This is a genomic window from Jatrophihabitans endophyticus, assembly GCF_900129455.1.
Classification (GTDB): Bacteria; Actinomycetota; Actinomycetes; order Mycobacteriales; family Jatrophihabitantaceae; genus Jatrophihabitans; species Jatrophihabitans endophyticus.
The window spans coordinates 343,983-369,882 of record NZ_FQVU01000004.1 but is presented as its reverse complement, the minus strand read 5'-3'; the positions used below and the strand labels follow the sequence as shown (position 1 = coordinate 369,882).

Genomic DNA, 25,900 nt, shown 5'->3' with positions numbered 1-25,900 from the left:
ACGGTATCGACCGTGCCGATCGTGCCGGTGCGCTCCGGCGCCGTCATCGGTGCGTCCCGCGGGTGCGGCGACCGAGCGCGAGCGCGCCGGCCCCGGCGGCGCCGAGCAGCACGGCGAGCACGATGCCGTCGCGCAGGTCCGACCCGGTCGAGGCCAGCCCCGCCGTGCCGGCGACCGGCCTGGTCACCGCGTCGGGCACGAGGTCGGCGGCGTCGCTGCCGGTCGCGGTGGTGGTGTCGACCGCGCCGGCCGCGGCGTCGGGGTCGGTGGTGCCGGCGGCGTCGGACGCGCTCAGCACGATCGTCGCGTCGTCGAGCGCCTGGCCGACCTGGTAGAAGCTCGTGCCGTTGAACTCGAAGGCGGACGTGTCGCGGATCGCGACGTGCGCGACCCGCGTCAGCCGGCTCGCCGTCGTGCTCCCGGCGGCGGGGTCGACGGTGAGCGAGGCGAGGGCGACGTGCTTGCGCGTGGTCGGCGCGGCCGCGAGGGCACGGGCGCCGGGCTCGTCGACCTGCAGCGTGGTGTCGGCGTAGAGCACGCCGGTGTCGCCCGACACGGTCACCGCGGGGTTGGCGAGGGTGAGCGTGAAGTAGTGCGCGGGGTAGCTGAAGGTGACCGCGCCGCCGAACTGCGTGGCGAAGCGCGACGGCGACGTGTAGCTCTGCTGCGTGCTGAACGGCCAGCGGTAGGTGCCGCTGTTCGCCTTGCCGGCGACCGCCTGGTCCTGCGCCAGGATGGTCGCGCCGTCCTTCGCGACGATGCTGTTGCCGCTCGGTGCGGCCACGTAGGCCCGGAAGCTCTTCTTCATGCCCCAGGTGAGGGACCCGCCCTGGACGCCGTCGACCAGCCGACCCGTCGCGCTGCTCGACGGGGCGTCCGACGACGGGGTGGCCGTGCCCGGGGTGGTGGCCGTGCCCGGGGTGGTGGTCGTGTCGGCCGGGTCCGGTGCCGGGGTGGTCGTGGTGTCGGTCGGGTCCGGTGCCGGGGTGGTGGTCGTGTCGGTCGGGTCCGGTACCGGGGTCGTCGTGGTGTCGGTCGGATCCGGTTCGGTGACGGCCGGCCAGGTGACGTCCAGCGGTCGGGCCACCTTCGCGGCGTCGCGCGAGCCGCCGCTGGCGAACCAGTAGGACGACTGTCCCGTCAGCTGCTGGAAGTCGACGTAGCTCTGCGGGAACGAGCCCCAGTACGACGCGTTCTGCGTGGTCTTGGCCGTCTGCGCGGTCGCGCCCGACGGGGTCGTCACGGCGACGCCGACGTAGTCGGTCGGGGCCGTGATGCCGGTGGCGGTGACCTGCACACCGTGCAGCGTGGCCAGCGTGATCGTCCGCGGGCTGATGGCCACCCACGTGGACGTGTCATCGCGGTCGGCGCCGTACCCCGAGGCCGTCGCGGTGAGCGTGCCGGTGCCGTCGGCGGCGACGTGCAGCGCCGGGTCGGTGGCCGACCAGTAGGTCAGCCCGCCGTAGAACACCGAGGTGAACGACCCGGTCCAGGCGAGATCGGCCGTCCCCTTCGCCGGGTCGACCGTGCCGTGACCCGCGGCCAGGACCACGCGGTTGCGGGTGAGCGACGTCGTGGCGGCCGCACTGACCGCAGCGCCCTGCGCGTCCTGGCACTTGGTGCTCCAGGTGGGCTCGGCGTACGTGCCGGCCGCGTCCGGCTTCTCCACGGTCACGTTGCCGGCACGGGTGGAGTAGAAGCCGTCGGCCTGGGTCCACAACCGCGACGAACCGGTGTTGCCGGCCTTGCCTGCGGACAGGAAGTTGCAGCCGCCGAAGAACGCGCCCCCGCCCTGCTCGTCGGACACCGCCCAGGCCAGCGAGACCCCGGTGACCTGCGATTCGCTGGCATGGGCGTCGGTGGCGAGGGTGACGGTCGCCGTGGCGGCGGCGACGGCCACCGCCCCTGCGGCCAGGACGTGGAGGGACTTGCGCATCGGTGGTGCTCCGATCTCGGGCTGGGCCGGGTGGTTCAGGGCTGGGCAGGTCGTGGGTGGGGCAGGTCTGGGTGGGGCAGGTCGTGGGTGGGGCAGGTCGTGGGTGGGGCAGGTCGTGGGTGGGGCGGGTCGGTGGGTGGGACGGTCAGTCGGCGGTGCCGGTGCGACGGCGGCGCAGCAGCAGGCCGGTGGGGACGGCGACGAGCAGCGCCCCCGCGGCCACGAGGCCGACGACGAGCCCGGCGTTGCCACCGCCGGTCTCCTCGGTGCTCGCCGCGGCCGGCGATTCCGAGAGGCCGGCGACGGTCGGCGAGGTCCGCGGCGCCGGGGTCGTGACGGTCGCGGCCGCGCTCGTGGTCGCGACCGCGCTGGTGGTCGCCGTGGTGCGTCGCGCCGCCGAGGTGCGTGGCCGGGACGTGGTGCGCGGTGCGGCGGCCGCGGAGTGGGTCCGTCGGGGCGCGGCGGACGTCGCCGCGGCCGGCGCGGCGAAGGTGACCGGCGTGAACGTCTCGTTGCGAGGGTTCACGACGCCGTGGGCGCCGATCGTGATGATGCCGCACTGCTCGCGCCGGCAGTCGATCGTGCTGACGCCGCCGCTGCGGCCGCGCGCGGGGAACGTCGCCGACGGGACGACGAGGTCGGTGCTCCAGCGCCCCTTGGCCGAGACGGTGCCGCCGTTGGCGGCGTAGGCCGTCGGGTCGCCGGGGAAGGCGACGAAGCGCTGGTAGCCGTGGTTGTCCTTCTGCTCGGTGTCCTGGACGTAGACGTAGTTGGTGCCGCTCACGCCGCCCTGGCTCGGCCGCCACGTCCCCCGCACGACGCCGAAGAACACGTAGACCCCGCCGAAGCCGTTCTTGACCGACTGGAAGTGGGTGCCGCGCAGGTGCAGCGTCGTGGCGTAGTCCGGGTCGGCGGTCCCGGGGGCGACGGAGACCTGCGCCGCCGGGGCCGCGCCGGCCGGGGCGGGTGCCAGCCCGCCGGCCGACACCGCGAGCAGGGGGGCGACGAGCAGGGCCGCGGCGGCGACACCGCGGCGGCGGGACGTGCGGGTGCGGGTCATACGGTCGTCCTCCTGGACTCGACGACGGACTCGGCGGCGGACTCGACGACGGACTCGGCGGCGGGCCCGGTACCGACAGGGTCGGGCTCGGGACCGGCGGACACCGCCGCCCGGCGGGGCCCGACGACGATGCCGCCGGTGACGGGGTGGGTGAGGACCTCGATAGGCAGGCCGTAGGCGCCCTCGAGCAGGTCCTGGTCGAGCACCTGCGCGGGCGTCCCCACGGCCAGCAGCGCACCGCCGGCGAGCACGGCGATCCGGTCGGCGTAGGCCGCCGCGAGCTGCAGGTCGTGCAGGACGACGAGGACGGCCCGCCCGCCCTCGGCGTGGCGCCGCGCGCTCGCCATGAGCTGTTCCTGGTGCAGCAGGTCGAGCGCGGCGGTCGGCTCGTCGAGCAGCAGCACGCCGGTGCGCTGGGCGACGACGCGCGCGAACGAGACGCGGGCCTGCTCGCCCCCGGACAGCGTCGGGTAGCGGCGCTGCGCGAACTGCTCGACGTCGGCCGTCGCGAGGGCCTCGGCGACGGCCTCGGCGTCCTCGTCCTCGGCGTCGGTGCCCGCCCACGGCGCCCGTCCCATGCCCACGACGGTGGCCGCGGTGAAGGGGAACGCGAGCTCCGGGCGCTGGGTCAGCACCGCGCGACGGCGCGCGAGCCAGGTCGGGTGGGTGCCGCGGGCCGGCGCGTCGCCCAGCGTCACCGTGCCCGCCGTCGGGCTCTGGTCGCCGGCCAGCAGCGCGAGCAGGGTCGACTTCCCGGCGCCGTTCGGCCCCACGACGACGAGCACCTCGCCGGCGACCAGGTCGAGGTCGACGTCGCGCAGCAGCCAACTGCCGCCGATGCGCAGTCCCAGTCCACGCGCGGACATCGCGGTCTCGCCCGGTCGCGGCACCGGCGGCACGGTCGCGTCGACCCGCACCAGGCGGCGCACGGCGTCGACCGCACCGCCGACTGCGGTGGTCACCGCACTGCTCACGGCGCTCATGCCCACCCGCCCGCGCGGGAGCGGGTGCGGCGCAGCAGCCAGAAGAAGAACGGCCCGCCGACCAGGGCGGTCAGCATGCCGATCGGCAGGTCGGCGTAGTGGATGGCCGTCCGGGCGACGAGGTCGGCGCAGGCGAGCAGCAGGCCGCCGGCCAGCAGGCTGGCCGGGACGAGCACCCGGTGCCCCGGCCCGACCGCCATGCGGATGAGGTGCGGCACGACGAGGCCGACGAAGCCGATGATGCCGCTGAAGGCGACGGCCGCGGCGACCATGAACGTCACCAGGACGATGCTGACCAGGCGCAACCGCTCCACGTGCACGCCGAGGTGCCGCGCGGCGCGGTCGCCGAGGGCGAGCAGGTCGAGGCGGCGGGCCAGCACCATGGCGCCGACCAGGCCGACCGCCGCCATCGGCGCCACGATGGCGACGTAGCTCCACCGGCTGCCGTTCAGGCTGCCCAGCTGCCAGAAGACGATCTGGTCGCGCGCGGTCTGCGACCCGAAGAACAGGCAGAAGGCGAGCCCCGCACCGGTCACCGCGTTCACGGCGATCCCGGTGAGGACGAGCGTGACGACCTCGCTGCGGCCGTTCGACCGGGAGAGGACGTACACCGTGAGCACCGTGACCAGGCCGCCGACGAAGGCCGCGGCGGGCACGGTGAACTGGCCGAGGACGCCGATGCCGGCCACGATCACGATCGCCGCGCCGACGGCTGCCCCCGAGGACACCCCGACGACCGCGGGCTCGGCGAGCGGATTGCCGAAGATGCCCTGCATGACCGCGCCGGCGGTGGCGAGCACCGCGCCGACGAGCAGCGACATGATCACCCGCGGCATGCGGACCTGCCACAGCGTCGCCTCGGCGAAGCGGTCGTGGACGGGATGGCCGAGGTGCAGCGGCCCCGACCACTTGTGCGCGATCGAGGCGGCGACGTCGGACAGCCCGATGCCGTACTGGCCGTGCGCCGCCGAGATCAGCGCCACCGTCACGATGCCCGCGGTCAGGACGAGGAACAGCACCGCGACCCGGCTGCGCAGGCCCCGCACGCGGGGCCGGCCCGGAGCGGTCGCGGGTGTGGGTGCGGGTGCGGTGTCCCTGCCGGCCCGGGTCAGGGTGGTCACGGCCGCCGGTCCCTGGTCACGAGCCGGGCGCGTAGACGGCACGCGCCAACGCCGCGAGCACCTGGGCCGTCAGCGGGCCGAAGGACAGGACCTCGTAGTCGCTCGCGTCGACGATGCGTCGGTGCAGCCCGGCCGGGCTCTGCGCGACACCGGGCAGCTGCAGCGCGCCGCTGACGCCGCCGACCGACTCGAGCCCCTTGGTCATCATCAGGATCACGTCGGGCTTGGCCTTGGCGAGCGCCTCGGCGTTGAGCGGGGTGAAGCCGCGCACGCCGTTCTCGCTGGCGACGTCGATCCCGCCGATCGCCGTGATGAGCGAGTCCGCCCCCGAGCCCTTGCCGAACAGGTAGTAGACCCCGCTCTGCCCGCGGGCGTACAGGAAGACGATGCGCGGACGGCGCGCCGGGTCGCGGGGCGTGATCCGCCGGATCTGCTGTTCGGTGCGGGCGATCTCGCCGTGCAGCCGCGAGGTCAACGTCCGGCCCTCCGCCCGGACGCCGAGCGCCGCGGCCACCTCGCCGACCAGCGTGCCGACGGTGCCCAGCGTGCGCTGCGCGCTGACGACGACCACGGGGATGCCGGCGTCGCGGACCTGCAGGACGGCGTCCCACGGGCCGAGCGTGGTGTCGGTGATGAGCACGCTCGGGTGCAGCGCCAGGATCGCCTCGGCGTTGAGTTGATGGCCGTTCGTGGTCACCACCGGGAGCGCACGAGCGCTCGGGAACCCGGTCGACACGTCCCGGCCGACGAGCCGATCACCGAGCCCGAGCCCGGCGACGGTGGCGGCGAGGCTGCCGTAGAGGTCCAGGGCGAGGATGCGCGCGGCGCTGCGCACGGCTACCCGGGTGCCCTGCACGTCGGTCACCGTCGCGGGGAGGACGGGGTGGGGCGTGCGGGTGATCGGCACGATGTCGGCGTCGGCCACCGTCGCGGTGGTCGGCCCGGTCAACGCGCGCGCGTCGGGCGCGGCGGTGAGGGCGGACAGCGGTTGCGCGCGCTCGGTCACCCGCGGGTCGCCGGTCGACGAGCCGGGTGCCGCGGCACCGTCGCACCCGGCCGCGGCCAGCGCCACGACGGCGGCCGTGGCCACGACGACGAGGCGCGCGGCGCGCTGCCGTGCTCGCCAGACCTGCACCGGCCACCCCCGTCGTACTCGCCGTGCCGTCCGCCGGGCGCGCCGAAGCGCGGCGCGGAACCCGTGGGAGGGGCTCCGATCCGGCTAAGTTAGGCAAGGCTAACCTTTGTCAGGCCGCACTGTAAACCATGTCCGGGACGATCACCAAACGTCACCGTCGGCCGGACGGCGCAACTTTGCGCACATGTGCGCTATACCGGACCGCGAGCGGTCAGCGCTCGGGTGCACTCCAGTCGAACGAGCGTGCCCCCGGCGCCGCGAAGGCGGCGAAGTCGGTGGTGGCGGCGAAGGCCGGCTGCCGGTAGAGGTCGCGCGCGTAGTCCCACAGCTCGGGGAAGGTCGGCAGCCCCTCGGGCAGGATGTCGCCACCGGCGTTGTGCTGCGCGTCGAAGCGCACGAGCGTCACCCAGAGGCGGACGTCGGCCTCGGTGACGGTGTCCCCGGTCAGGTAGCGCTGCCGGCCGAGCAGGTCGTCGAGACCCTCGAACGCGTCGAGCAGCTCGGCCCGGGCGGGCAGGTCGGTCGCCGCCGCCGTGACGCCGTGGTTGACCGCGGGGCCGAGCCACGCGTCCAGGCGGTCGATGCGCTCGCGCAGCGCGACGGGGTAGGTGTCGGCGGGCGTGCCGTGCGCGGCGAACTCGGTCGCGAGGTCGAGCCCGATCGTGCGGTAGTCGTTGCTCACCACCCGACCGGTCGCGCGGTCCCACAGCGTCGGAACCGAGACGTGGCCGTCGAAACCCGGCTCGGTCGCGTCGTAGGCCTCGCGCAGCAGGGCGAAGTCGTTGACCGAGTCGGGGCCGTGCCGTTCCCGGAACGCCCAGCCCCGACCGTCCCGCTCCCCGTCGACGTAGGACACCGACACCACGTCGGTCAGCCCGTTGAGGGCGAGCTCGATCGTCACCCGCTGCGACCACGGGCAGAACCAGCCCGCGTAGACGTGGTACCGACCGGGCTCGGCGCGGAACCCGGTCCGTCCGTCGGCACTGACCCGCTCGGCGAAGCGGTACAGCGGCCGGTCGTCGCGCACGACCCGGTACTCGCCGTACCGCGTGACGTCCGCGGGGTCGGCGTAACGCGGCATGCTGCTCATCGGACCTTCCCGGAGTCGGTCCGATAACTCTAGCTTTCCTATCGAACGTAGCGACAATGGGGCGGTGCGCGATCCGCGTCGCTCGGCTCAGACCGGGGCGGTCAGCGGGGTGGCCAGCTGGTCGCGCCCACCGCGCTTGGCGGCGTAGAGCGACAGGTCGGCCGCCCGGTACAGGTCGTGCACGTCGGTCGCGTGGGTGGGCAGGTGCGCCAGCCCGAGCGACGCGGTGACGCGCAGGGACGAGCCGTCCGCCGTCCGGCACATGCTCACCGCCGCGACATCGATGCGCAGCGCGCGGACCCGGCGCAGCAGCTCCTCGGCCCGCTCGACGGCATCGGGCAGCGTGCACCCGGGCAGCAGTACCGCGAGCTCGTCGCCGCCCATGCGACTGACGAGATCGGTGCGGCGGCTGTTGTCGCGCAGCAGGTCGGCGATCCGCTGCAGCACGATGTCGCCGGCCAGGTGGCCGTGCTCGTCGTTGATCTGCTTGAAGCGGTCGATGTCGATGATGATCAACGCCGTGCCGCCGTCGCTCCCGGCGCTGTGCAGCGACGTCGCCGCCGCGCTGTCGAGGATGCGGCGGGTGTAGAGCCCGGTCAGCGAGTCGACGGCGGCCTGCTCCTGCAGCTGCTCGATGAGCCGGTCGGCCCGCTCGGCGCCGTACGCGAGGATGCCGGCGGTCGCGGCCAGGCTGGCGCAGACGTATCCGGCGTCGACCGCGGCACTGCGGGCGGGCAGCAGGCTGAAGGTGACCAGCACCTCGCAGGCACAGGCGGCGACGGTCAGCAGGACCGCGGGCCGGCGCCGCAGCTGGGAGCCCGCGAACAGGATCGGGAAGAGGAAGAACAGCTGTCCGGTCACCGAGGCGTCCGCGCTCGCGAAGTCGCTGACGGCGATCGAGACGGTGGCGGTCATGGGGTAGGCGAGCCACACCCACCCCGCCGGCTCGGGGGACACGCTGATCACCGTGGCCAGGCCGAGCACGAGGACCGGCCCGGCCAACGACACCAGGGTCAGCTCGAAGCTCTGCGAGGACGGGACGAGCACGGCGAACAGCACCGAGACGGCGGTCGCCACCGCCGTCAGCACGACCACCAGTCGCTTCGCCACCGCCACGTCGCGGGGCACGTAGGCGTCCCCGCCCACGGCACTACCACCCATGGCCCTTACATCGGACGGTGCGCACGATCGTTGAGCCCACATCCGGGCGGAATCGGTGCCACCATCGTCGGATGGCCGAGGAGGACGCCCGACGGACAGTCACCGGGACCGAACGAGACCGCGACGAGCAGGGACGTGCGCGCAACTCCCGGCCGCGCGACGGGTTGGGTCGCCCGCTCCCCCGGGGGTCGGCCGGCGTGCCCACCACCGACGACACGATCGTCCGGCCACCCCGCGGGGCCCTCGTCGAGGCGCAGCGGCTGCTCGACATGGGCGCGCCGTTCCACGCCCACGAGGTGCTCGAGGGCGCGTGGAAGGCGGCGCCGGCCGAGGAGCGCGAGCTCTGGCAGGGGCTGGCCCAGCTCGCGGTCGGGCTGACCCACGCCGCCCGGGGCAATCGGACCGGCGCCGTCGCCCTGCTGACCCGCGGCCGCGAACGCATCGCGGCCGGCGCGCCCGAGCCGCCGTACGGCATCGACGTCCCCGCCCTCGTGCGCTGGGCCGACGCAGCCGTCGTCGGGCTGGCCAACGGCGCTGACGTCGTCGACGCCCCGCCGCGGCTCGTCCGCGACCCGGCCTGACCTGACCCGACAGCAAGCTGGCCCCATGCCAGCGCGGTCGTGACGACTCCGTGACCGCGCCCGCATGGGGCCAGGTGGTGCGATGACCGCGCCCCTATGGGGCCAGCCGGCCGGACGCTAGGGCTGCAGCACGACCTTGATCGCGCCGTCGGTCTTCTTCTGGAAGATGTCGTACGCGTGGGCGGCGTCGGCGAGGGGCAGCCGATGCGTCGCGAACGACTCCACGTCGAGCGGGTCGTCGTCGCCCAGGACCTTGTCCAGGATCTCCGGCGCCCACTTCTTGACGTTCGCCTGACCCATGCGCAGCTGGATTTGCTTGTCGAACATGATGTTCAGCGGGAACGGATCGGCCGCGCCGGCGTAGACGCCGATGATCGAGACGGTGCCGCCGCGCCGCACGATGTCGATGGCGGAGTTGACCGCGGCGAGCTGGTCGACGCCCGCTGCCTTGGTCACCGGCGCCGCGAGGGCGTCGGGCAGCACGGACGCCGCCTTGAGGATCCCCTTCGCGACCGGCGAGCCGTGGGCCTCCATGCCGACCGCGTCGATGACCGAGTCGGTGCCGCGGCCGTCGGTCAGATCGCGGATCGCGTCGCCGAGATCCTTCTCGTGCTCGCGCAGGTCGATCGTCTCGATGCCGCGGTCCTTCGCGCGGGCGAGCCGCTCCGGGACGAGGTCGACGGCGATCACGCGCCTGCCCTCGTGCTGCGCGATGCGCGCGGCCATGTCCCCGATCGGGCCGAGCCCGAGCACCGTCACCGACCCGCCGTCGGGCACGTCGGCGTAACGCACCGACTGCCACGCGGTCGGCAGCACGTCGGAGAGGTAGACGTACCGCTCGTCCCCCGGGCCGGCCGGCACCTTGATGTGGGTGAACTGCGCCTGCGGCACCCGCAGGTACTCCGCCTGACCACCCGGCACCTGGCCGTACAGCTTGGAGAAGCCGAACAGCGACGCGCCCATCCCCTGATCGCGCACCTGGGTGGTCTCGCACTGCGTGTAGAGCGTCTGGTCGCACATGTAGCAGTGGCCGCACGAGATCTGGAACGGGATGACCACCCGGTCGCCGACCTTCAGGTCGCCGGTCTCGGCACCGACCTCCTCGACGATGCCCATCGGCTCGTGGCCCAGGACGTCGCCGGCATCCATGAACGTGCCCAGCGTCTCGTACAGGTGCAGGTCGGAACCGCAGATGTTCGTGCTCGTGATCTTGATGATGGCGTCGGTCGGCTCCTGGATGACCGGGTCCGGGACGTCGATCACCTGCACGTCGCGCTTGCCCTGCCAGGTCACTGCCTTCATGGAATCTCCCATCGGCCGCAGCGCCCCGCGCGCGGCCTCGCTGACGCGTACGTCAGATCACCTACCCCCGAGTCACGTCCGGCTGACGTCCGGGCGGTCGTTAGGGTGGCGCCGACCGACCGACGGCTCGACGGACGAGGGATGCGCGATGACGGGAACGGGCCGGCCCCGCGCCACCCGGGAGAGCCTCGCGATCGACGTCCCGCCGGCGGCGCTCGACTTCCTGCAGGCCCGGTTGGCCGACGAGACCGCGGCCGGCGGCCGCTCGCAGGCGGGCCTGGCCATGATGCGTGACGTCATCGCCGACCTGCACGCCGGCGCCACCCCGCCGCCGTTCGCGGTGCGGATGCTGCTGCTCGCCTACACCCGCCACCGCGACTACGACCCGGGCTGGACGGCCGCGCTCGACCGCGCCGCCCGCGCCGCCGGCGACGGGCCACGACCGTGACCGCGCTCCGGACGGTCGAGACCGGTACCGAGCACCTGCACGCTCGCGTCGAGGGACGGGTCGGGCGCATCACGCTCGACCGGCCGAAGGCCCTCAACGCGCTGACGATGCCGATGCTGCACGGCATGCACCGCGCGCTCCGGGCCTGGCTCCACGACGACGCCGTCCGCACGGTGGTGCTCGACAGCACCGCGTCGCCGCGGGCGTTCTGCGCCGGCGGCGACATCGTGGCCGTCCGCGACTCCGCGCTGGGCGACCACCGTCTCGCGCGCGCCCTGTGGCGGCACGAATACACCCTCGACCTGCGGCTGGCCCGCTACCCGAAGCCCGTCGTGTCGTTCCTGGACGGCCTCGTGCTCGGCGGCGGCGTGGGCATCGGTGCACACCGGCCGGTCCGCGTCGTCACCGCCACGACGCAGCTGGCGATGCCCGAGGTCGCCATCGGTCTGGCCCCGGACGTCGGCGGCCTGTACCTGCTCGCCCGGCTGCCCGACGAGCTCGGCACCCACGCCGCGCTGACCGGCGCCCGGCTCGACGCGGCGACGTTGCTGCGGGTGGGGCTGGCCGAGGCGTTCGTGCCGACCGACCACCTGCCGGACCTGCTCGACCGGCTGCGCACGACCGACGCCGCGGTCGCGGTCGCCGCGGCCGCGACCACCCCGCCGGACGCTGCGCCGACCCCGGCGTGGATCCCGCGCTGCTTCACCGGCGATGACGCCGAGGAGATCGTGCGCCGGTTGCGGGCCGAGGCCGAGCCCGCCGCCCACGCCGCCGCCGACACCATGGAGTCGGGCAGTCCGATCGCGCTCGCGGTCACCCTCGCCGGCCTGCGACGGGCCGCGGCGATGACCGACCTCGCCCAGTGCCTGCGCCAGGACTACGCGCTGTCGTGCGCGTTCCTCGCCGGTCCCGACCTGCCCGAGGGCATCCGCGCCACCGTCGTCGACAAGGACCGCACGCCCCGGTGGTCGGTCACCGGGCTCGCCGCGGTCTCCGCCGCGCAGGTCGCGTCGTACTTCACCGACGACCGCTGACCGTCGCGCGGCCGGCCGGCTCCCCCGGCCGGCGCCGCTACCCGGGTCGCCGGGTCGTGGCCGTCCGGTAGAAGCTCTCGATGTGCGCCTGCACCAGGGTGGCGGCGTCCTCGCCGCGGCCCTCGGCGACCGCGGCCACGATGGCGGCGTGCTCGTCGCACAGCGCGGTGCGCACGGCCATGACGTCCTCGAGCCCGGCGAAGACGACGATCATCGCGGCGTGCACGGCGTCGCGGATGCCACGCATCAACGCCGCCAGCAGGCTGTTGCCGCTGACCTCGGCGATCGCGACGTGCAGCTCGGAGTCCAGGCTGTTGAACCGGTCGGCGTCGATGTGCTCGTCGCGCATTCGCTCGATCAGCCGATGCAGCCGGTCGACGTCGGCGTCGGTGACGCGGCCGGCCGCCTCGCGCACCGCCCACCGCTCGAGCTGCACGCGGACCTCCATGACCTCGCGCTGGCTGAACGCCGACAGCCCGACCTGCAACCGCAGCAGGGTGGACAGCGCCGGGCCGCCGCCGCCCACGATGCGTGACCCGGCACCGGGCCCGGAACCGGGTGACGCGTCGAGCACGCCCATCGACTCCAGCACCCGCAACGCCTCGCGCACCGCCGAGCGGCTGACACCGAGCACCTCGGCGAGCTGCCGCTCCGGCGGCAGGCGGTCCCCCGGACGCAGCTGACCGAGCACGATGCGCTGCTCGATCTGCGCGAGCACCTGCTCGTGACTGCGCTGCCGGTGCACCGGCTGCCAGTCGACCGGCGGCTCGTCCACCGCGCTGCCTCCCCTCGGCCGGGGCGTCACGCCGCACCGGCACCATCGGGGGACCACGCTACTGCCGGGTACCGCGCGCCCCGGTCACGGCACCAGCCACGACAGCACCGACGTGGCCTGCAGCACCACGACCACGCACAGCAGCGGCAGCAGGATGGCCGTCGCCGCGAGCACGCGCCGGAACAGCTCGCCCTCGCGACCCGAGAGTCCCACCGCACTGGCGCCGATGGCGAGGTTCTGGGGGCTGAGCATCTTGCCGAGGACACCGCCGGAGCTGTTGGCCGCGGCGAGCAGCACCGGGTCCAGCCCGGTGCGTTGCGCGGCCTGCACCTGCAGTGCACCGAACAGGGAGTTGGACGACGTGTCCGAACCGGTCACGGCGGTGCCGAACCAGCCGAGGACGGGCGACAGCACCGCGAAGGCGCTGCCCGCCCCTGCCAACCACGCCGCCATCGTCACGGTCATGCCGGAGGCGTTCATGACGTAGGAGAGCGCGAGCACGCTCATCACCGTCACGCCGGCCGCCCTGACCTGGCGCAGGACGGCGCCGTAGCAGCGCAGCACCACCGTGGGCGACAGCCGCAGGATCGCCGCGGTGATCAGGCCGCTGACGAGCAGCACCGTCCCGCCGCCGACGAGCCAGTCGAGCTTGTAGGACGTCAACGTCAGCGGTTTGCCCGCGGAGTTCACCAGGTGCAGCCCGGGCCACTGCACGATGCGGGTGGTCCTGGCCAGCTGCTCGGACACCGCGGGGATCGCGACGATGCTGAACAGCGCCACCACCACGATGTAGGGCGCGAAGGCCTTGAGCTGCTCGACGGCGGGGTCGCGCTGCACGGCGACCCGCGCCGCGGCGGACGGCCGGGTGCGCGGCAGCGTGCCGACCGAGCCGGCGCCGGGCGTGGTGCCGCCCGCGGGCACGGCGCCGGCGTCGTCACCGTCGAGCTCGACGGGCAGGACCTCCGGAGTGCGCCAGTACCGCAGGAACAGCAGCGTGGCCGCCGCCGACACCAGCGAGGCCGCGATGTCGCTGAGCTGTACCGGGCCGTAGTTCGCCATCGCGAACTGCACGATCGCGAACGACAGGCCACAGACCAGCCCGGCCGGCCACAGCTGACGCAGGCCGCGCCGGCCGTCGAGCAGGAACAGCAGCAGGAACGGCACCACGACGGCGAGGATCGGCACCTGCCGGCCGGTCATCTGCGCGAGGTCGCGCGTCGGCAGGTCGGCCACCTTCGCGAGCGTGATGATCGGCAGCGCCACGGCGCCGTACGCGACCGGCGCCGTGTTGGCGACCAGTGCGGTGGTCGCGGCCTTGAGCGGGCTCAGCCCGAGCGCCACCAGCATCACCGAGCAGATCGCCACCGGCGCCCCGAACCCGGCGAGCGCCTCGAGCAGCGCGCCGAAGCAGAACGCGATGATCATGCCCTGGATCCGGCGGTCGGGGCTGATCGAGGAGAAGCTGCGCTTGAGCACGTCGAAGTGACCGGAACGACGGGTCATCTCGTAGACCCAGATGGCATTGGCGACGATCCACATCGCCGGGAAGAGACCGAACGCCGCACCCTCGCTGCCGGCGAGCAGCACCTGCCCCCACGGCATGCCGTAGCCGACCGCGGCGACCAGGATCGCCGCGCCGAGACCGAGCAGCGACGCGGCCCACGCCCGGACGCGGAACACGCCGAGGAGGACGAACAGCAGCACCAGCGGCAGGGCGGCGAGCAGGGCCGACCAGCCGAGGCTGTCCGCGATCGGATCGAGTATCTGCTTGTACATGGGTTCTCCCGGGCTCACGACGACGCGACGAACTGACGAGCCGGCGGTCGCCGGTCCGCGGTGGTTGTGCGAGTGGTGCGGGTGGAACGGGTACGCGAGGAGATCCGGCCGTCCGGTCAGAAGACGGGGGTCTCGGTGTAGCTGCCGAACACCTCCCGCAGTGCGCCGGTGATCTCGCCCATCGACAGGTGCGCGCGGACGGCCTCGATGGTCGCCGGCATGAGGTTGGCCGCGGGATCGCGTGCGACGCGCAGCAGTTCGGCACGGGCGCGTCCGGCCCGCTCCTGGTCGCGGTCCTCGCGGGTCTGCTTGAGGCGGTTGATCTGGCGCTGCTCGGACTCCGGGTCGAGCTTGTGGGTCTCGATCGGCTCGCCCGGGTCCTCGTCCACGTACCGGTTGACGCCGATGACCGGACGGTCGCCACTGGCCTTGCGCTTGGCGTAGCCGTACGCGGTGTCGGAGATCTCGCGCTGGAAGAAGCCCTGCTCGATCGCGGCCTCGACACCGCCCATCTCCTCGACACGCGTCATGTAGTCCTCGATGCCGCGCTCGATCTCGTCGGTCAGCGCCTCGACGTAGTACGAGCCGCCGAGGGGATCGATCACCTGCGTCACGTTCGTCTCGTCGGCGATGATCTGCTGCGTGCGCAGCGCGATCTTCATCGCCTGCTCGCTCGGGATCGTGTACGCCTCGTCCAGGCCGTTGGTGTGCAGCGACTGCGTGCCGCCGAGCACGGCCGACAGCGCCTGCAGCGTCGTGCGGATGATGTTGTTCATCGGCTGCGGCTTGGTGAGCGTCGCGGCCGCGGTCTGGGTGTGCATCCGCAGCCGCATCGAGTTCGGCTTCGTGGCGCCGAAGCGTTCGCGCATCATCTTCGCGTAGTAGCGGCGCACCGCCCGGAACTTCGCGACCTCCTCGAAGAAGTCGGCCTGGCTGACGAAGAAGAACGACAACCGCGACGCGAACTCGTCGACGTCCACCCCGGTCGCCACGACGTCCTCGACGTAGGCCCGGGTGATCGCCATCGTGAACGCGACCTCCTGCACGGCGTTCGCGCCGGCCTCGCTGATGTGGTAGCCGCTGATGTTGACCGGGTTGTAGCGCGCCATGTGCTCGGCGCAGTAGACGATGCAGTCACGCACGATGCGCATGCTGGGGTGCACGGGGAACACCCACTCCTTCTGGGCGACGTACTCCTTGAGGATGTCGTTCTGCACCGTCCCGGACAGCTTGTCCAGGTCGTACCCGCGGTCCTCGGCGACCGCCACGTACATGGCGAGCAGGATCCACGCCGAGGGGTTGATCGTCATCGACACCGAGATGTGCTCCAGGTCGATGCCGTCGAAGAGCGCCGCCATGTCGGGCAGCGTGTCGATGGCGACGCCCTCGCGGCCGACCTCGCCGAGGCTCATGGCGTCGTCGCTGTCGAGCCCCATCAGCGTCGGCATGTCGAAGTCGACCGACAGCCCCGTCTGCCCCTGCTTGATGAGGTAGCGGAACCGCTCGTTGGTCTCCTCCGCCTGCCCGAAGCCGGCGATCTGGCGCATCGTCCAGGTCCGGCCGCGGTACATCGTCGGGTACGGCCCGCGGGTGTAGGGGTACTGGCCGGGCAGTCCGATCTCCTGCCAGCTCCCCGGCAGGTCGGCCGGCGTGTAGACGCGTTGCACGGGCAGGCCGCTGCCGCTCACGTAGTCGGTCCGACTCTCCGGCGCGCGGGCCGTGAAGCCGGCGAGCTCGTCGGCCTCCCACGCCGTGAGTTGGGCCGCGACCGCCGCCACGAGCTCGTCGCTGCTCAGCCGGTCACGGTCCGGGGTCGTGCCGTCCTCTGCCATGGGTGCCTCTCTCGTTGCGGTGTGCTGCGGATGCTGCGGGGTGCCTGCGGTCGGCTCACAGGTGGTGGACGAGCTCGGCGGCGGCCGCGCGCGGATCGATGGTGCGGGCGACGACGGCGTCGACGTGCGCGTCGAAGGCGCCGTGCCCCGGGCGGAGCCGGTCGAGCACGAGCTCCTCGGCCGCCCACCGGACGCGGGTCGCGGCGTTGCGTCTCTCCCGCTCGGCCCGGCCGCCGTGCTCGTCGAGCCAGGCCAGGTGCGTGTCGCACTCGTCGGCGAGCTCGGCCACGCCCTCGCCCCGGGTCGACGTCGTCCTGACGATGGGCACGTTCCACTGCCGCGGCCGGCGGTGGGACAGCCGCAGCATGTCGCGCAGCTCGGCGTAGGTCTGGTCGGCGCCGGGGCGGTCGGCCTTGTTCACCACGTGCACGTCGGCGATCTCGAGCAGCCCGGCCTTGATCGCCTGCACGTCGTCGCCGAGGCCGGGCACGCTGACGACGAGGACGGTGTGGGCGACGCTGATGACGTCCACCTCGGCCTGGCCGACCCCGACGGTCTCCAGCACGACGGCGTCGAAGCCGGCGGCGTCGAGGACGGTGATGCCGTCGAGCACCGCGCGGGACAGCCCGCCCATCGCCCCGCGGGTGGCGAGGGAGCGGATGTAGACACCCGCGTCGCCGGAGAGGTCCGACATCCGGATGCGGTCGCCGAGGATCGCGCCGCCGCTGTACGTGCTGGACGGGTCGACGGCGAGCACCGCGACCGTCCGGCCCCGGGCCCGGTACTGCTGGGTCAGCCGGGTGACGAGCGTGCTCTTGCCGCTGCCGGCGGGGCCGGTCACGCCCAGCACGTGGGCGCGGCCGGTGTCGGGGTGCAGCCGGGCGAGCAGGTCGTCGACGCCGGGGGCGCGGCGCTCGACCGCGGTGAGCGCGCGCGCGAGTGCCCCGGCCTCCCGGCGTCGCAGGCGCGTCACCGTCTCCTCGATCGACGGCGCCGCGACCGCGGGCGTCGGGGCCGGCATCAGGACACCCCGTCCGTGCTCGCCCCGGCTGTGCTCGCCTCCAGCGAGCGGAACAGGTCGCGGTCGTCGATCACCCGCCGGGCCTTGAACTCGGTGCGGGCGAAGGTCTGCGGCGCGACGGGCAGCACCTTCGCGCCGACCCCGAGGACGGTGCGCAGCCGGCCGGAGATCGTCGCGCACCACTGCGTCAGCCCGCCCTCGCCGCCGAGCCCGCCGTCGTGCTCGACCTGCACGACGAGCTCGTCCATCGCCCCGTCGCGGCTGATGACGATCCGGTGCTCGCCACCGTAGTTGTCCGAACGCATCACGACCTCGTCGATCGCGCTCGGGTAGATGTTCTCGCCGCGGACCACGAACATGTCGTCGATGCGGCCGTAGATGCCGCGGGGCAGGAACGGGTACGTCCGGCCCCGCTCGGCCGACGGCGCCTCCCAGCGGGTGAGGTCGTTCGACAGCAGCCGGATCATCGGCTGCGCCGTGCGTTCGAGCGTCGTGTAGACCGGCGTGCCCTCGCTGCCGTAGGGCAGTCGGCGCAGCGTCGTCGGGTCGCACACGTCGGTGTGGACGAGGTCCTGCCAGCACAGCACGCCCGGCTCGTCGGAGCCGGCGCCGAGGTGCATCCACGGGCTGACCTCGGCCATGCTGCCGGAGTCGTAGACGCGGGTGTCGAAGACGGTCGCGATGCGCTCGCGGATCGACGGCACGCTCGCGCCGGGCTCGCCGGAGAAGAACATCCGCCGCACGCCGAGGTGGCGCGGGTCGATGCCCGCGTCGCGGGCCACCTCGGCCAGGTGCAGCGCGTAGGACGGCGTGCCGTAGAAGACCGTCACGCCCATCTGCCGCATCCAGTGGACGGTCCGCAAGCTCTGTCCCGCCGTGCCGGCGCCGAACGGGAAGACCGTGGCCCCTAGGCGTTCGGCGCCGATGTAGGCGCCCCACGAGCCCCAGTAGAGCGACAGCGGCGAGCCGATCAGCACGGTGTCGCTCGGCCGGATGCCCATGGCCCACATGACCCGTGCATGCGCGTTGGCGATGCTGCGCCAGTCGCGACCGTTCACGCCGAACGCGGTGGGGCGCCCGGTCGTCCCCGACGTCCCGTTGACGTGGCGGACGTCGCGCGGCGGCACGCACAGGTAGCTGCCGTACGGCTCGTGCTCGGCCTGGTCGGCGCGCAGCTCGTCCTTGTGCACGACCGGGACCCGCTCGAAGTCCTCGAGGGTGCGCACGTCGCCGGGCTCCAGCCCGGCCGCGCCCCACTTGGCGCGGTAGAACGGCGACGTGCTCCAGGCGTAGGCCATGACCTCCTGGATGCGGGCGAGCAGCAGCTCGTCGCGTCGGTCGGGAGCCATGGTCTCGCGCACCGGGAACCAGTGCGTCGCGTCGTCGGCCGGGCGGTAGTCGTCGTCGTAGGCCGGCGGCCACGTCCACTGCTCCATGCGGGTCGCCGTCACCGTCATCGCACGGCGCTCTCGCCGGCGCGCTCGTCGACCAACCGCTCCACGGTCGCGACGATGGTCTCGGGCGTGGTGTCCTGCCCGAGGACGGCGGCGACACCCAGGCGCTGCAGCTCGGCCTCGTCCTCCTCGGGCATGACCCCGCCGGCCAGCAGCACGAAGCGATGGGGCTCGGGCAGCTCGTCGAGCAGGGCGAAGATCCGGCCGAAGATCGGCATGTGCGCACCGGAGAGCAGGCTGACGCCGAGCACGTCGACGTCCTCCTGCACGGCGGCGTCGACGACCTGGTCGGGGCTGCGGTGCAGCCCGGTGTAGATGACCTCCATGCCGGCGTCACGCAGCGTCCGCGCGACCACCTTGACCCCGCGGTCGTGCCCGTCGAGCCCGATCTTGGCCAGCATGACGCGGATCGGGACCGCCCGCTGCTGCACTGCCGTCATCCCCTGCACCTCGCTTTTCGGTCAACCTTGCTGTGGTCAGACCATAGGACGAGACGTGCGTCACTTCAACAGGGCGGCGCGAGGGATTCGACTTCGCGTCAGCGGCGCGGGGCGCGACGGCGCCGCCGCGGGCCGGTCGGCTCCGCGACGAGGACCGCGTCGGCGAACCCGTCGGCGAGGGCGGCCAGCGCGGCGTCGAGGTAGACCGTCAGGTCGGCGTCGGCGTTGGCGATCCAGCGGTCGAAGGCGGCCCGGCAGGCCGCGAGCGTCGCCCGACCGACGGCGAGCGGGTAGAGCGAGTCGGCGGCGAGCCCCGCGCGCCGGGCGACGAAGTCGCTCACCGCCCGCTCCCACGCGTCGTAGTGGACCGCGGCACTGGCCGCGAGCTCCGGCTCGGAGCCGATGAGCGTCATCCGCGCCCGCAGCTCCCCGACGTCCGCGGCCCGGTAGTGGTTGACCGCGACGACCGCCCGGCGGACCGCGGCCATGGCCGGCACGTCCTGCGGGACCGCCGCGAGCTGCGCGCTCAGGTTGGCGACCTCGGTGTCGAACTCGCGCCACAGCGTGCCGGCCTTGGTGTCGAACCAGCGGAAGAACGTCCGGCGACTGGTGCCCGCCTCGGCCGCGATCATGTCGACGGTCGTGGCCGCGTAGCCGTGCTCGGCGAACAGCCGGAGGGCGGCCGCCTCGATGACCTCGGGATTGGTCGTCGGCTTGCGGCCCGGCCTCGCGGGGCCCGTCTCCGGCACCGGTCGACGATAGCCGACGTGACCTATTGCGGCACCGGATGCCGCAACCGTAGTCTGCTGCCACGTTGCGACACCGGGTGCCGCAACTCACCCCGCCCGATCCGAAGGGACCCAGACGATGACCGACGAGACCACCACCACCGTCACCGACGAGACCACCGAGACCGCGGCCGTCCCCGAGGCACCCGTCGAGGACGTCCTCGTCGAAGAGGTCTCCATCGACGGCATGTGCGGCGTCTACTAGACCGCACGACCGATGTCGTTCGACCTGGACACCGCCTGGCGGGTGCACGACCAGGTGTCGGTACGCCCGGAACGCTTCGGGGCGCTGCTGTACCACTTCGGCACCCGCCGGCTGTCCTTCCTCAAGGACCCCACCCTGCTGCGCGTGCTGCAGGGGCTCGCCGACTTCGACACCGCCCGCGACGCGTGCGTCGCCGCCGGGGTCGCGGACGCCGAGGTCCCCCGCTACCGCGCCGCCCTCGGCACGCTCGCCACGTCACGCATGATCTGCGAGAGGACGCCCGCATGACCGCACTGTCCGACGCCCCGCTCCCGCTCGTCGAGCAGTTCCAGTTCGGCCTGGACGCGCCCATCTGCCTGACGTGGGAGCTCACCTACGCCTGCAACCTCTCGTGCGTGCACTGCCTGTCGTCCTCGGGCCGCCGCGACCCGCGCGAGCTGTCGACCGCCGAGTGCAAGGCGCTGATCGACGAGTTCGAGCGGATGCAGATCTTCTACGTCAACATCGGCGGCGGCGAGCCCACGGTCCGGCCGGACTTCTGGGAGCTCGTCGACTACGCCACCGAGCACCACGTCGGGGTCAAGTTCTCCACCAACGGCGTCAAGATCACGCCGACGGTCGCGGCGCAGCTGGCCGCGTCGGACTACGTCGACGTCCAGATCTCCCTCGACGGCGCCACCGCCGAGATCAACGACGTCGTGCGCGGCCCCGGTTCCTACGACACGGCCATCCGCGCGATGGAGAATCTGAAGGCGGCGGGCTTTCGCGGCTTCAAGATCTCCGTCGTCATGACGCGTGAGAACGTGGGCCAGCTCGACGCCTTCAAGGCGATCGCCGACCGATATGACGCACAACTGCGCATAACCAGGCTGCGGCCGTCGGGCCGCGGCGCCGACGTGTGGGACGACCTGCACGTCACCGCGGAGCAGCAGCGCGAGCTCTACGACTGGCTCGTCGCGCACGGCGAGAACGTGCTGACCGGCGACTCCTTCTTCCACCTGGCCGGTTTCGGCGACGGCGCGATGCCCGGGCTCAACCTGTGCGGCGCCGGGCGGGTCGTGTGCCTCGTCGACCCCGTCGGCGACGTGTACGCGTGCCCGTTCGCGATCCACGAGAACTTCCTCGCCGGCAACGTCCGCGACACCGACGGCTTCCGCGGCGTGTGGCAGACCTCCGAGCTGTTCACCGAGCTGCGTCAGCCGCAGACCGGCGGCGCGTGCTCGAGCTGCTCGGCCTTCGACTCGTGCCGCGGTGGCTGCATGGCCGCGAAGTTCTTCACCGGCCTGCCCCTCGACGGCCCCGACCCGGAGTGCGTCAAGGGCCACGGCGAGCGCATGCTCACCCTCGTCGACCGGACCGGTGCGCCGAAGCCGTCGCTCGACCACTCGCACCGCACGACCCGCACGCCGCGGCGCACCCCGGTCACGGTGACCCTCTCGACGTCGCGCCCGCTGACCCCGCCGGCCGCGGCCGACCGGGCGTGCGACGAGAACCCGCTCGCGGGCTTCCGGCCGGCGTGACCGCCACGCTGCTCGGCGACCTCACCTGGCCGCAGGTGCGCGAGCGCGCCGCGGCCGGGTCGATCCTCGCGGTGCCGCTCGGCGCCACCGAGCAGCACGGCCCGCACCTGCCGCTGTCGACCGACACCGACGTCGCCGGGACGCTGTGCGCGGCGCTCGGCGCCGCGCGGCCGGCGGTGGTGGTCGCACCGGCCGTCCCCTACGGCTCCAGCGGCGAGCACGACGGCTTCGCCGGCACGCTGTCCCTGGGTCAGGACGCGCTGGAGCACCTGCTCGTCGAGCTCGGCCGCTCCGCGTCGCTCACGTTCGGCCGGCTGCTGTTCGTGTCGGGGCACGGCGGCAACGCCGCCCCGCTGACGCGCGCGGTCACGCTGCTGCGCGCGGAGGGGCGGGTGGTGCAGGCGTGGAGTCCCACCGGGTACGTCGACGCCCACGCCGGCCGCACCGAGACGTCCCTGCAGCTCGCGTTGGACGCCCGCCGCGTCGACCTCGCGTCGGCACGGCCGGGCGACACCCGACCGATCGCCGAGGTCCTGCCCCTGCTGCGCGCGGGCGGCGTCCGTGCGGTGAGTGCCAACGGCGTCCTCGGCGACCCGACCGGCGCCTCGGCGCAGGAGGGCGCGGCCACGCTGGCCGGTCTCGAACGCGCGCTCGTCGCCTTCGTCGATCGGGTCTTCGCGCCGGATGCCCGGCCACGGGCCACCGACCCGAGCGGGTCGCGCGACGACCCGATCCACACCAGCGGACGAGCCGGATGAGCCGCGTCGCGGTGGTCACCGGCGCCGCCCGCGGCATCGGCGCGGCCACCGTCGCCGCCCTCGCCGCGGCGGGCTGGCAGGTGGTGGCGGTCGACGCGTGCACCGACGATCCCGCCCTGCCCTATCCCCTGGCGTCGCGCTCCCAACTCGACGCCGTCGTCGCCGCCGCCGGCGAGCAGGCCGTCGCACACGTGGCCGACGTCCGCGACGTCGACGGGCTGGCCGCCGCCGTCGCCCTGGCCGAGGAGCGCTTCGGCGGCCTGGACGCGGCCGTCGCCGTCGCCGGCGTCATCGCCGGGGGCGTGCCGCAGCCCGACGTGCCGCTCGCGCAGGAACGTGCCGTCGTGGACGTCAACCTGACCGGCACGCTCAACCTCGCCCGCGTCGCGGTGCCCGCGCTGCTGCGGCGACCCGCGCCGCGCTCCGGGCGCTTCCTCGCCGTCGCCTCCGCGGCGGCGACGCGCGGCCTCCCGCTGCTCGCGGCCTACTGCGCCGCGAAGGCCGGCGTCGCCGCCGCGATCCGTGCGCTCGCCGTCGAGCTGGGGCCGACCGGCGTCACCGCCAACGCCGTGAGCCCGGGCTCGACCGACACCGACATCCTGGCCGAGAGCGCGCGACTCTACGCACTGCCCGACGCCACCCCGTTCGCCGCGCAGCAGCCCATCGGACGGCTGCTCGACCCGGGCGAGGTCGCGGCCGTCCTGGCCTTCCTGGCGAGCCCGGCCGCGAGCGGCACCACGGGCGCCGTCGTGCCGGTCGACGGCGGGTTGGCGCTGTGAGCACCGCCGCGGCCGCGGCCACCACCACCGCCGCCCGGCCCGCGGTCGAGGACGTGCCGCTGCCCGACGGGTTCCGGGTCACCCCCGGCGCGGACGCCACGGAGGTGGAGCCGGGGGTGTGGTTCGGCGGACAGCCGGCGCGCGTGCTGCGGCTCTCGGCCGCCGGCCGGCAGGCCTGGGCGGACCTGCGCTCCGGCGCGCCGGTCGCGGGCCGGGTGAGCGGGCTGGTCGCCCGCCGCTTCGTCGCCGTTGGGATGGCGCACCCGGTGCCTCCCGTACCGCCGGTGGGCGACGGCGTGCCGTCGCTGACGGTCGTGGTCCCGGTCCACGACCGGCCCGCCGAGCTCGACCGCTCCCTCGCCGCGCTCGGCGGGGTCCATCCCGTCGTCGTGGTCGACGATGCCTCGCCCGACGCGGCGGCCGTCCGGCGGGTCGCCGCGCGCCACGGCGCCCGCGTGGTGCGCCTCGCCGTGAACGGCGGCCCCGGAGCCGCCCGAAACGCCGGCCTCGCCGCGGTCGCCACCGAGCTGGTCGCGCTCGTCGACAGCGACACCGAGGCGACACCGGCGGCGCTGCACGAGCTCGCCGCCCAGCTGGCCGACCCGCTCACCGCGGCGGCGGCACCGCGCATCCGCGCCGAGAGCGGGGCGAGCGCGTCGGCGCGCTACAGCCGCGCCCGCGGCAGCCTCGACCTCGGCCCCGAGCCCGCCCGGGTCGCGCCCTACACGCCGGTGTCCTACGTGCCGACCGCGGTGCTCGTCGCGCGCACCGAGGCGCTGCGCGACGTCGCCCGCGCCGGTCACGTCTTCGACCCCGCGCTGCGCTACGGCGAGGACGTCGACCTCGTGTGGCGGCTGCTCGCCGACGGCGGGCAGGTGCGCTACTGCCCCGCCACGACCGTCACCCACCACGATCCGCACACCTGGCGCGGCCTGCTCGCGCGCCGGTTCCGCTACGGCACGTCCGCGGCGCCGCTGGCACGCAAGCATCCGCGCAACCTGGCTCCCCTGGTCGTGCACCCCTGGTACACCACGGCCGTCGTCGCCCTGCTCGCCCGCCGGCCGATGACGGCCGTCGGCGCCGCGGCCGGCGCGCTGGTCGCGACCCGTAGGACGGTGGCGGCGGCCGGCCTGCCCGCGACCGCCGTCCGGCCCGCGCACGTCGTCCGCGGCGTCGGGCAGACCGGGCTCGGCGTGGCCCGCTACGCGGTGCAGTTCGCCGCTCCCGCGCTGCTGCTCGCCACCACACGCCGCCGGACCAGGACGAGCGCCCTCGCGCTGCTGCTCGCCCCGGCGCTCACTGAGTGGCGCCGCCGCCGCCCGGAGCTCGACCCCGTCCGCTTCGCCGCCGCCGCCGTCGCCGACGACTGCGCGTACGGCGCCGGCGTCGTCGCCGGCTGCGTCCGGCACCGCACGATCACCCCGCTGCTGCCCGTGCGGGCGCGGCCCGTCCCCACCCGTCGAAGGAGCACCTGATGGCCAACCCGTGGTTCGAGAGCGTCGCCGAGGCCCAGCGCCGCGCGCAGAAGCGGCTGCCCAGGTCCGTCTACTCGGCGCTCGTCGCCGGGTCCGAGCGCGGCGTCACGATCGAGGACAACACGGCCGCCTTCGGCGAGCTCGGCTGGGCCCCGCGCACGGCGGGCCAGTCCGCGACCCGCGACCTCGGCACGCACGTCATGGGCCAGGACATCGCGCTGCCCGTCGTCATCTCCCCCACCGGCGTGCAGGCCGTCCACCCCGACGGCGAGGTCGCGGTGGCCCGGGCCGCCGCCGCCCGGGGCACCGCGATGGGGCTGTCCAGCTTCGCGAGCAAGCCGGTCGAGGAGGTCGTCGCCGCCAACCCGCAGACGTTCTTCCAGATCTACTGGTCGGGCAGCATGGACCAGATCGTCCAGCGCATGGAGCGCGCCCGCGCCGCCGGGGCGGTCGGGCTCATCGCGACGCTCGACTGGTCGTTCTCGATGGGCCGCGACTGGGGCAGCCCGCGCATCCCGGAGCGCATCGACCTCAAGGAGGCCGTGCGCTTCGCCCCCGAGGCCCTCACCCGGCCGCGGTGGCTGCGCGACTTCCTGCGCACCAAGCGCATCCCGGACCTCACCGTGCCGAACATGCAGGACCCCGGTACCGACGCCCCGACGTTCTTCGGCGTCTACGGCGAGTGGATGCAGACGCCGCCGCCCACGTGGGAGCAGGTCGCCTGGCTGCGCGAGCAGTGGGGCGGGCCGTTCATGGTCAAGGGCGTCACCCGGGTGGACGAGGCCCGGCGCGCCGTCGACGCCGGTGCCACCGCACTGTCGGTCTCCAACCACGGCGGCAACAACCTCGACGGCACCCCGGCCACCATCCGGGTCCTGCCCTCGATCGCCGCGGCCGTCGGCGACGACATCGAGGTGCTGCTCGACGGCGGCGTCCGCCGCGGCGGCGACGTCGTCAAGGCCCTCGCGCTCGGAGCCCGCGCGGTGATGATCGGCCGCGCCTACCTGTGGGGTCTCGGCGCCAACGGCCAGGCCGGCGTGGAGAACGTCCTCGACGTGCTGCGCTCGGGGATCGACTCGGCGCTCATGGGCATCGGGGTGTCGTCGCTCGCCGAGCTGACGCCCGAGCACGTGCTGGTGCCCGACGGCTTCACGCGCACCCTGGGCGTCCCGGCCTGACCCGCTTTTGGCGGCAGGGCGCAGCATGCTGCGTCCTGCCGCCAAAAG

General features: G+C 74.0%; 25 protein-coding genes. 10 read left to right on the top strand and 15 right to left on the bottom strand.

Annotated features, from left to right (window positions below):
- Window positions 1–43 precede the first annotated feature (43 nt).
- From BUE29_RS16310 to BUE29_RS16280, 7 genes are all read right to left on the bottom strand, one after another.
- Window positions 44–1,936 (bottom strand): HtaA domain-containing protein, encoded by a 1,893-nt coding sequence (locus tag BUE29_RS16310; protein ID WP_143168211.1) that lies wholly within the window; start codon window positions 1,934–1,936, stop codon window positions 44–46.
- A gap of 145 nt (window positions 1,937–2,081) precedes the next feature.
- Window positions 2,082–2,996, bottom strand: a complete 915-nt coding sequence (locus tag BUE29_RS16305; protein ID WP_073391475.1) for a hypothetical protein — start codon at window positions 2,994–2,996, stop codon at window positions 2,082–2,084.
- Window positions 2,993–3,979 carry a heme ABC transporter ATP-binding protein gene (locus tag BUE29_RS16300; protein ID WP_073391474.1) on the bottom strand — a complete coding sequence of 329 codons (987 nt, stop codon included), beginning with the start codon at window positions 3,977–3,979 and terminating at the stop codon, window positions 2,993–2,995. The genes BUE29_RS16305 and BUE29_RS16300 overlap by 4 nt, the downstream gene beginning before the upstream one ends.
- A complete protein-coding gene (locus BUE29_RS16295) occupies window positions 3,976–5,100 on the bottom strand; it encodes a FecCD family ABC transporter permease (RefSeq protein ID WP_084181260.1) in 1,125 nt (374 codons plus the stop codon). The genes BUE29_RS16300 and BUE29_RS16295 overlap by 4 nt, the downstream gene beginning before the upstream one ends.
- A 16-nt stretch (window positions 5,101–5,116) precedes the next feature.
- Entirely contained in the window at window positions 5,117–6,235 is a 1,119-nt protein-coding gene (locus BUE29_RS16290; RefSeq protein WP_073391472.1) for a heme/hemin ABC transporter substrate-binding protein, read from the bottom strand.
- Between the two features lie 211 nt (window positions 6,236–6,446).
- Window positions 6,447–7,325, bottom strand: a complete 879-nt coding sequence (locus BUE29_RS16285) for a glutathione S-transferase C-terminal domain-containing protein (RefSeq protein WP_200800253.1) — start codon at window positions 7,323–7,325, stop codon at window positions 6,447–6,449.
- 87 nt (window positions 7,326–7,412) lie between these two features.
- Window positions 7,413–8,486: a GGDEF domain-containing protein gene (locus tag BUE29_RS16280; protein ID WP_159440886.1), complete on the bottom strand. Its 1,074-nt coding sequence runs from the start codon at window positions 8,484–8,486 to the stop codon at window positions 7,413–7,415.
- 197 nt (window positions 8,487–8,683) lie between these two features.
- Between BUE29_RS16280 and BUE29_RS16275 the strand changes: the two genes are divergently transcribed.
- Window positions 8,684–9,067 carry a DUF309 domain-containing protein gene (locus BUE29_RS16275; protein WP_234971490.1) on the top strand — a complete coding sequence of 128 codons (384 nt, stop codon included), beginning with the start codon at window positions 8,684–8,686 and terminating at the stop codon, window positions 9,065–9,067.
- 117 nt (window positions 9,068–9,184) lie between these two features.
- Here BUE29_RS16275 and BUE29_RS16270 read toward each other — a convergent pair whose 3' ends face one another.
- Window positions 9,185–10,369 (bottom strand): zinc-dependent alcohol dehydrogenase, encoded by a 1,185-nt coding sequence (locus BUE29_RS16270; protein WP_073391468.1) that lies wholly within the window; start codon window positions 10,367–10,369, stop codon window positions 9,185–9,187.
- Window positions 10,370–10,517: 148 nt separating this feature from the next.
- Here BUE29_RS16270 and BUE29_RS16265 point away from each other — a divergent pair, with 148 nt between their 5' ends.
- Window positions 10,518–10,817, top strand: a complete 300-nt coding sequence (locus tag BUE29_RS16265) for a hypothetical protein (RefSeq protein WP_073391467.1) — start codon at window positions 10,518–10,520, stop codon at window positions 10,815–10,817.
- Complete coding sequence (locus BUE29_RS16260) at window positions 10,814–11,851, top strand: enoyl-CoA hydratase/isomerase family protein (protein ID WP_073391466.1); 1,038 nt, start codon at window positions 10,814–10,816, stop codon at window positions 11,849–11,851. Before BUE29_RS16265 ends, BUE29_RS16260 begins: the two co-directional genes overlap by 4 nt.
- Before the next feature lie 37 nt (window positions 11,852–11,888).
- Here the strand turns inward: BUE29_RS16260 and BUE29_RS16255 are convergent, their stop codons facing one another.
- The 7 genes from BUE29_RS16255 to mftR form a co-directional block, all read right to left on the bottom strand.
- Window positions 11,889–12,626, bottom strand: a complete 738-nt coding sequence (locus BUE29_RS16255; RefSeq protein ID WP_073391465.1) for a FadR/GntR family transcriptional regulator — start codon at window positions 12,624–12,626, stop codon at window positions 11,889–11,891.
- Window positions 12,627–12,710: 84 nt separating this feature from the next.
- Window positions 12,711–14,402 (bottom strand): L-lactate permease, encoded by a 1,692-nt coding sequence (locus BUE29_RS16250; RefSeq protein WP_073391464.1) that lies wholly within the window; start codon window positions 14,400–14,402, stop codon window positions 12,711–12,713.
- A gap of 116 nt (window positions 14,403–14,518) precedes the next feature.
- A complete protein-coding gene (locus BUE29_RS16245; protein ID WP_073391463.1) occupies window positions 14,519–16,234 on the bottom strand; it encodes a methylmalonyl-CoA mutase family protein in 1,716 nt (571 codons plus the stop codon).
- A 55-nt stretch (window positions 16,235–16,289) separates the two neighbouring features.
- Window positions 16,290–17,255: a methylmalonyl Co-A mutase-associated GTPase MeaB gene (gene meaB / locus BUE29_RS16240; protein ID WP_073391462.1), complete on the bottom strand. Its 966-nt coding sequence runs from the start codon at window positions 17,253–17,255 to the stop codon at window positions 16,290–16,292.
- On the bottom strand, window positions 17,255–18,712 hold the full coding sequence (locus BUE29_RS16235; RefSeq protein ID WP_200800252.1) for a phenylacetate--CoA ligase family protein: 1,458 nt from the start codon (window positions 18,710–18,712) through the stop codon (window positions 17,255–17,257). Before BUE29_RS16235 ends, meaB begins: the two co-directional genes overlap by 1 nt.
- Window positions 18,709–19,149, bottom strand: a complete 441-nt coding sequence (locus BUE29_RS16230; RefSeq protein WP_073391461.1) for a cobalamin B12-binding domain-containing protein — start codon at window positions 19,147–19,149, stop codon at window positions 18,709–18,711. Before BUE29_RS16230 ends, BUE29_RS16235 begins: the two co-directional genes overlap by 4 nt.
- 98 nt (window positions 19,150–19,247) lie before the next feature.
- A complete protein-coding gene (mftR, locus tag BUE29_RS16225) occupies window positions 19,248–19,898 on the bottom strand; it encodes a mycofactocin system transcriptional regulator (protein ID WP_073391460.1) in 651 nt (216 codons plus the stop codon).
- Between the two features lie 118 nt (window positions 19,899–20,016).
- Here mftR and mftA point away from each other — a divergent pair, with 118 nt between their 5' ends.
- From mftA to mftD, 7 genes are read left to right on the top strand one after another with little or no spacing between them, the layout of a single operon-like run.
- Entirely contained in the window at window positions 20,017–20,142 is a 126-nt protein-coding gene (gene mftA / locus BUE29_RS16220; protein WP_073391459.1) for a mycofactocin precursor MftA, read from the top strand.
- A 12-nt stretch (window positions 20,143–20,154) separates the two neighbouring features.
- Window positions 20,155–20,430, top strand: coding sequence for a mycofactocin biosynthesis chaperone MftB (gene mftB, locus BUE29_RS16215; protein ID WP_073391458.1), 276 nt, complete (start codon window positions 20,155–20,157; stop codon window positions 20,428–20,430).
- Entirely contained in the window at window positions 20,427–21,662 is a 1,236-nt protein-coding gene (gene mftC, locus BUE29_RS16210; RefSeq protein WP_073391457.1) for a mycofactocin radical SAM maturase, read from the top strand. The genes mftB and mftC overlap by 4 nt, the downstream gene beginning before the upstream one ends.
- Entirely contained in the window at window positions 21,659–22,420 is a 762-nt protein-coding gene (gene mftE / locus BUE29_RS16205) for a mycofactocin biosynthesis peptidyl-dipeptidase MftE (protein ID WP_234971489.1), read from the top strand. The genes mftC and mftE overlap by 4 nt, the downstream gene beginning before the upstream one ends.
- The gene (locus BUE29_RS16200) at window positions 22,417–23,199 is read left to right on the top strand and encodes a mycofactocin-coupled SDR family oxidoreductase (RefSeq protein WP_073391456.1); all 783 of its coding nucleotides are present in this window, start codon (window positions 22,417–22,419) and stop codon (window positions 23,197–23,199) included. Before mftE ends, BUE29_RS16200 begins: the two co-directional genes overlap by 4 nt.
- The gene (gene mftF, locus BUE29_RS16195; protein WP_073391455.1) at window positions 23,196–24,674 is read left to right on the top strand and encodes a mycofactocin biosynthesis glycosyltransferase MftF; all 1,479 of its coding nucleotides are present in this window, start codon (window positions 23,196–23,198) and stop codon (window positions 24,672–24,674) included. The genes BUE29_RS16200 and mftF overlap by 4 nt, the downstream gene beginning before the upstream one ends.
- Window positions 24,674–25,852, top strand: a complete 1,179-nt coding sequence (gene mftD, locus BUE29_RS16190; RefSeq protein WP_073391454.1) for a pre-mycofactocin synthase MftD — start codon at window positions 24,674–24,676, stop codon at window positions 25,850–25,852. Before mftF ends, mftD begins: the two co-directional genes overlap by 1 nt.
- Window positions 25,853–25,900: the final 48 nt, after the last annotated feature.